We start from the raw sequence: 4,251 nt of genomic DNA, 5'->3' as shown, positions 1-4,251 counted from the left end.
TCCGGTGTTAGTGGCTGCGCTCTGGTTTCCGGTGTTAGTGGCTACAGCTTGAGCCTCATCATCGGCGGCCACTTCACCACTTTTCTCAGCCTTAGCCATAATCCAGTCGACTGCATTTTGTATTAACTGAGGTAGCTTTATTTCAGCTTTAACAGTCAGCGATGCAGCTGCAATTTTTGAATCATCGCCTCTGCGTGCAATCTGCCCTGATGCTTCCGCTACAGCAAATCTGGATTCGGCTGGGGAGTAATAACTGAATACATCTAGCGGAAATTCACAGGCGTGAAGACCGCTTTGACATGCCTCGACTTCACCCTCATGAAGGTGGGTTTTACCTATCTCATACTGATAACCACGGCACTGCAGATTCTCGTCAAAACCCTTGTAGGCAATTATTTTTTCTTCGGTTTTCATGGCTTCACCTGTTTTTGATTAGAAAGGGGGGAGGCTTAACCTCTCTATACGTAAGAGTCTCCCGCCTCCAGAATTCCGTTGCGACATAGAGCCCTGGCTAGGGCAAGCTCATTGGTCGACTCTTTAAGGATGTCTAACACCGAAGTTTTTAATGATGGCTTAACAAGAAATTCATAAGTCATCACTTCATCACCTGGGCAGGGTTCTCTTGCAAAAATGATTGAGTCTGTATCCATCATTATTTCTCCGTTAGAAAGGGGTTAAACCTCAAGCCGCTCAGACATATCCATATTCAATTGCTAAAGGCTCCAGCTCTTCACGGAATTCTTCTGCAACTTGCTTTGCGCACTTGTCGGCAAAATCAGAGCTGAGCTTTCCTGCTTCACATTGGTCTTTTTTGCTAAAAGCTAGAAATTCGCCGAGGGAGTCCTCGTCAACTTCATCCATTGCGATTTTGAGGAAACGCACGTAGCAATCATCCTCAAGCCTGCCGAGGCGGTGACGACCGAGAAAAATTCGGTTGATGAAGTAATCAGCAATGCCGGCCTCAATGCGCTCTACATCAGCTGCAGTTTCATCTGGCAGAGAGTCTTGGTGACGCTCATAACTTCTGAGAGCGTCTTCGGCGGGGTGGGTTGAGTTGGCTGTGTACATGGCTGTTCTCCCTGATATAACCTAGCTTGCAATACATTTTATGTAGTACATAAAATAATTCAATGTAGTTTACGCAGTGGAGAATGATTGGCGCGCCTAATTTTGGGGTTGGAGGTATTTATGCATCCCGAAGGCTGGCCTCTATCTTTGATAGAAGCTCTCTTACCTGCGATTCGGTAAGCGTGGGCGCGGTTGACGGGTAACCCAGAAGTTCATCAGGGCTCATTTCTAGCAGTGAGCAGAGCTTATAAAGCTGCATGAATGAGATTCCGCGCTTCTGCCCTGTGTAGAGTTTATGGACGAAGCTTCGAGACACACCCAAAGCCTCCGCAACTTGATGCTGCTTAAGTCTGAGGTGAGAGGCGCGACGCATCACGCGAGCACCTACTGAGGTGGGGAGGTTTTCCAAGAGTGAAATTTGTATTGAAATTGCTACATCATTCTGAAAATTGTAGTGTTTTCGCGACACTGGCGCACACTTTGCTGTGATAGCCTTCAAAGGGTCAAGTTCAGTTAGACCGGTGATGCGGCGCTAGGTATTGCCCGCTGGAGTACATTTTTCCAATGGAGTTGGATTATGCAGAATGTAGTTCCAATAAGAGGCTTCGAAGAGAAAAAATCAGTCAGAGCCAAGGAGGGGCGTTCACTTCTTGGCTTGCTTTTAATTGCTATTGAGGCAGCAGTACCCCGCCAGTGCAGGGCCTGCTTGAAGCGGCTTGAATGCCCCAAGAAAGGGGGTGAAGAGTTCTGTATGGATTGGGAGTCCCCTTCTAGCGATTAAAATCCAGGGTTTGAATGGTGCTCTGGGCGATAGTTATGGATTGATTGGCGTCGTTAGCGCTAGGTTCGCCTCGGGCATCCCTAAGTCGCATATAGATCAATGCCGCACTTATGAGGATTGGAGGGGTAATCTTTTCCCCTTTAGCTTCCATGGCATCCCACACCTCTTGCACGGCAATCATTAGCTCATTAGGGTCGATGTAGCCTTCTGGGGGTTTTCGCTCCTCAAGCTCACCGGTGACTTCGGGGTGCTCCCGGTCTAGCCAACCCTCTTCTTTGTTGGCGGCCTTTTCAATGCGCCTCGCAATCGAATCCCCAATAATTTCAGTAGGGTTCGGGCCAATACGCTGACTAAGTTGTGAGCGGGACATATTTGCAGCGTCAGCAAACTCCCGTCGATTCTCGAATGTTGCAGCAAGGTAGCGTGCGTTTTGTCGTCTAATTTCGTAGATTGCCATTACTGTACTCAGGTTTTCCTAATCCTCTCCGCGGCTTTACAGGCGGTTTGCTTTCCTTCTATGCCACAAACATGATTCCCGGCACCCAATAATTATGCTTGGGGCGCCCCTCTAGCGGGTAGAATTCAAGGATCGAATGGTGCTGGAAGCTATCGCAATAGACTGGTCTGCATCAATTGGATTGGCTTCTCCGCGCGCATCCTTGAGCCTTAAGTAGATAAGTACAGCGCTAGATAAGAGGGTTGGATTGATTTTTTCACCCCTTAACTCCATGGCCTCCCATATCTCTTGGACAGCCTCCACCAGCTTGCTTGAATCAATATATCTCTCAGGGGGCACTTCTTGCTTGCCGGAGAGCTTGGGGTGTTCGCGATCAAGCCAGCCCTCCGGCCTCCCTGCGGCTTTCTCCATCCTTTTGGCTATCGCGCTCCCAATATTTTCCGCTGGGTTGGGGCCTATTAGTTGACTCAACTGTGAGCGAGTGATGCTTGCAGCGTCTGCAAACTCACGCTGATTGCGAAACCTTTGTGCTAGGTAGCGGGCGTTGGTCCGCCTTATTTCTTTGATTGTCACCATCACGCTTAGATTTTCCTGCTCCCTTCGGAGTTTTACAAACAGTTTACATTCCTTCCATACCGGCAAATGTAATTTTTGACGCCTAATGTTTCATGGTTCACGTTGAATTTCTTGTAATATGTTTACGCTACACATAAAATTTCAGCCATGAAACTTATCGAATACCTCAAGATAAAACCCCGCATGAAGCGTCGTGCAGCGCTTGCCGAAAAAGTTGGGTGCTCTGTTGGGCACTTGAATGCCATTTCGTGCGGCGTAGAGAGGCCGGGATTGGACTTATCAAGAGATATTGAGCGAGTAACTCAGGGTGAGGTTAGCAAGGCTGAGTGCCGCCCAGACGTCTGGGGAGAGAATTCCTAGTTTCACTGACAGCCTGAGCGCTGCCAGGCAAGCAACACAAACCAAGTAAATCAACTACCTGAAGCAACCGAGGAGATGAGATGAAAATCCGCAAGAGGAATGGCGAGTTTATTTTGGAGCCGTGGGGCTCTGACAGTGAGGCGCTACTGGAACGCTTCGCCGACGAGGGGGCGCACGTGGAGGTTTCTAGAGCGAAGATGGCAAGGACAGTGAAGGAAAAGGCAGATCTCGAAAAATTCAGGGGCTCATCTGACTTACCTCAAGACCAGAGTGAAGCGCAAGGTAAGCAGATTAACCGCTTCGCGAAACTTGTCAGGGTGGAGTGGGTTGATAGCGCACAACCGTATCCTCAGTGGAGCCATCTTGAAGATTTACCCTCTCTAGAACCGGTTAAGTGCTGCACGGTCGGCTGGCTAATTGCTGAAAGTGAAGAGGTTTTAATGATAGCCCAGAGTGTGGGAGAGGTTAATACAGATAACGCCCAAGCATCCGGTTTGATGCGGATACCACGGGCGTCCGTAAAGAGTTTGTTACAGCTGGGGCTGACGCAAGACCAGCCCACTCAAAAACTTTCAGGTAGTGAGTGCAGGACTACCGCTAAGCCAGATGCTGTTAATTTCGGCAATGGGCGGACTATCCCAGTTGGAGACAACCCCGCTAAAGGCATTAATTACAGCAATTTTATCGTTGGTGTCGGCAGCGTTGGCAACGATATTAAAAGCCTCGCTGGGGCTGAAGTCGGTGGAAACATAAAACAATGACAGCTGAAATTGGTAGTACTTACCCAATCCTTTTATAGCGTTTTGAACCTTTTCATAGCTCTGATTTGGGGCCATTAGGTCATAAGCGATAAACAGATTGTAAGCCATCGAATTTTCTCCGGTATCTGTTGGTGTAGGAGCTTTCAGCATATCGGGAATCCCGTCACCTGGGTAGTGGTGAGGCAGCCGGGGCTGTCCGGTTAATAAAAAAGTATTACTAACTAAAGAAAGGATGATTAAGGGATTTA

At 48.5% G+C, this 4,251-nt stretch carries 8 protein-coding genes; 2 read left to right on the top strand and 6 right to left on the bottom strand.

Going from position 1 to position 4,251, the window contains the following annotated elements; genetic code table 11:
- From ACCI49_RS23780 to ACCI49_RS23765, 4 genes are all read right to left on the bottom strand, one after another.
- Positions 1 to 414 (bottom strand): DUF7666 domain-containing protein (locus ACCI49_RS23780; RefSeq protein WP_442928499.1); only part of this gene is annotated, 414 nt, incomplete at its 3' end.
- 44 nt (positions 415 to 458) lie between these two features.
- Positions 459 to 653, bottom strand: a complete 195-nt coding sequence (locus tag ACCI49_RS23775) for a hypothetical protein (protein ID WP_371841731.1) — start codon at positions 651 to 653, stop codon at positions 459 to 461.
- 37 nt (positions 654 to 690) lie between these two features.
- Positions 691 to 1,068, bottom strand: a complete 378-nt coding sequence (locus tag ACCI49_RS23770) for a hypothetical protein (RefSeq protein ID WP_371841730.1) — start codon at positions 1,066 to 1,068, stop codon at positions 691 to 693.
- Positions 1,069 to 1,186: 118 nt separating this feature from the next.
- Positions 1,187 to 1,441, bottom strand: coding sequence for a helix-turn-helix domain-containing protein (locus tag ACCI49_RS23765; protein ID WP_371841732.1), 255 nt, complete (start codon positions 1,439 to 1,441; stop codon positions 1,187 to 1,189).
- Positions 1,442 to 1,645: 204 nt separating this feature from the next.
- Between ACCI49_RS23765 and ACCI49_RS23760 the strand changes: the two genes are divergently transcribed.
- Entirely contained in the window at positions 1,646 to 1,849 is a 204-nt protein-coding gene (locus ACCI49_RS23760; RefSeq protein ID WP_371841729.1) for a hypothetical protein, read from the top strand.
- Here the strand turns inward: ACCI49_RS23760 and ACCI49_RS23755 are convergent.
- Entirely contained in the window at positions 1,839 to 2,306 is a 468-nt protein-coding gene (locus ACCI49_RS23755) for a hypothetical protein (RefSeq protein WP_371841728.1), read from the bottom strand. The two genes, ACCI49_RS23760 and ACCI49_RS23755, sit on opposite strands and share 11 nt — an antisense overlap.
- A 111-nt stretch (positions 2,307 to 2,417) precedes the next feature.
- Positions 2,418 to 2,885 (bottom strand): hypothetical protein, encoded by a 468-nt coding sequence (locus tag ACCI49_RS23750; protein ID WP_371841727.1) that lies wholly within the window; start codon positions 2,883 to 2,885, stop codon positions 2,418 to 2,420.
- Between the two features lie 437 nt (positions 2,886 to 3,322).
- Here ACCI49_RS23750 and ACCI49_RS23745 point away from each other — a divergent pair, with 437 nt between their 5' ends.
- The gene (locus ACCI49_RS23745; protein WP_371841726.1) at positions 3,323 to 4,003 is read left to right on the top strand and encodes a hypothetical protein; all 681 of its coding nucleotides are present in this window, start codon (positions 3,323 to 3,325) and stop codon (positions 4,001 to 4,003) included.
- Positions 4,004 to 4,251: the final 248 nt, after the last annotated feature.

Source organism: Microbulbifer epialgicus, assembly GCF_041447265.1.
Classification (GTDB): Bacteria; Pseudomonadota; Gammaproteobacteria; order Pseudomonadales; family Cellvibrionaceae; genus Microbulbifer; species Microbulbifer epialgicus.
Note: the sequence above shows the minus strand (reverse complement) of the source record. Positions and strands in the feature narration are given on the sequence as shown.